The sequence below is a fragment of the Streptomyces sp. NPDC086835 genome, assembly GCF_044745705.1.
Classification (GTDB): domain Bacteria; phylum Actinomycetota; class Actinomycetes; order Streptomycetales; family Streptomycetaceae; genus Streptomyces.
This window is the reverse complement of the sequence record NZ_JBIVAU010000036.1, coordinates 1-1521: the sequence shown is the minus strand read 5'-3', so window position 1 is coordinate 1521 and position 1521 is coordinate 1. Positions and strand designations below refer to the sequence as shown.

Sequence of the window (1521 nt, the reverse complement as noted above, 5' to 3'; positions counted from 1 at the left end):
GTCTGGAGTGTCGACCCCCGTAGCGGGAAGCGGCGGGAGCGGGTGGGGGTGGAGGCGTCTGCGGGGGAGGTGGACGGTGTGGTGCGGGCCGCGTGGGAGGCGCGGGGTTCGCTGGTGGATCGTGGGGTGCGGGCGGGGTTCCTGCGGGGGGCGGCGGATCTGCTGGAGGAGTCGTCGGACTCCTTGGTGGAGGTGGCGGACGGGGAGACGGCGCTGGGTGGGGTGCGGTTGCGTGGTGAGTTGGCGCGGACGTGTTACCAGTTGCGGGCGTTCGCGGAGGTGGTGGAGGAGGGGTCGTTCCTGGGGGTGATCATCGATCATCCTGATCCGGGGGCGACGCCGCCGGTGCCGGATCTGCGGCGGTTCAAGGTGCCGTTGGGTGTGGTGGCGGTGTATGCGGCGTCGAATTTCCCGTTCGCGTTCTCGGTGGCGGGTGGGGACACGGCCAGTGCGTTGGCGGCGGGGTGTCCGGTGGTGGTGAAGGCGCATCCGGATCATCCGGGGTTGTCGGAGCGGGTGGCGGGGGTGCTGCGGCGGGCTGCGGTGGAGCGGGGGCTGCCGGAGGGTGTGGTGGGGCTGGTGCACGGTTTCGAGGCGGGGGTGGCGTTGGTGGCGCATCCGCTGGTGGCGGCGGCGGGGTTCACCGGGTCGGTGCGGGGTGGGCGGGCGTTGTTCGACGCGGCGGCGGCGCGGCCGGTGCCGATTCCCTTCCACGGGGAGTTGGGGTCGCTCAATCCGGTGGTGGTCACGGAGGCGGCCGCTGCCGAGCGGGCGGAGGAGATCGGTGCGGGTCTTGCCGGGTCGATGACGTTGGGGGTGGGGCAGTTCTGTGTGAAGCCGGGGCTGGTGCTGGCTCCGGCGTCGGTGGAGGGGGACCGGTTGGTGAAGGCGCTGACGGGGGTGGTGGCGCAGACGGCGGCGGGGGTGCTGCTGGACGGGCGGATGCGGGAGAACTTCGTGGCCGGGGTGGCGGAGCGGGCGGCGCTGGCGGATGTGGAGTGCCCGGTGGAGCCGGGTGCGGAGGGTGAGCGGGGGGTGCGGGCCGGGTTCCTGACCGTTCCGGCCGAGCGTCTGACCGGGCCGGGTGCGCATGATGTGCTGCTGGAGGAGTGTTTCGGGCCGGTCACCGTCGTCGCCCGTTACCGTGACGAGGCCGAGGTGGGTGCGGTGCTGGCGCGGCTGCCCGGCAACCTGACCGCCACCGTCCACCTGTCCACGGCCGAGACCCACGGCGAGGGCCGCGGCGGTGACCTGCTGGCCCGGTTGACCCCGCTGGCGGGCCGGATCCTGGTCAACGGCTGGCCCACCGGCGTCGCCGTCGCCCCGGCCCAGCACCACGGCGGCCCCTACCCCGCCACCACCTCCACCTCCACCTCCGTCGGCGCCACCGCCATCGAACGCTGGCTGCGCCCGGTCACCTACCAGACCACCCCCCAGGCCCTGCTCCCGCCGGAACTGCGCGACGACAACCCGCTCGGACTTCCCCGGCGCGTGAACGGCCGCCTGCAACACTGACCCGCA

At 73.7% G+C, this 1521-nt stretch carries 1 protein-coding gene; it reads left to right on the top strand.

Annotated features, from left to right (window positions below; all coding sequences use genetic code 11):
- On the top strand, nt 1-1515 hold a 1515-nt coding region (locus ACIPJI_RS36535; RefSeq protein WP_402251284.1), incomplete at its 5' end, for an aldehyde dehydrogenase (NADP(+)).
- Between the last annotated feature and the right edge of the window lie 6 nt (nt 1516-1521).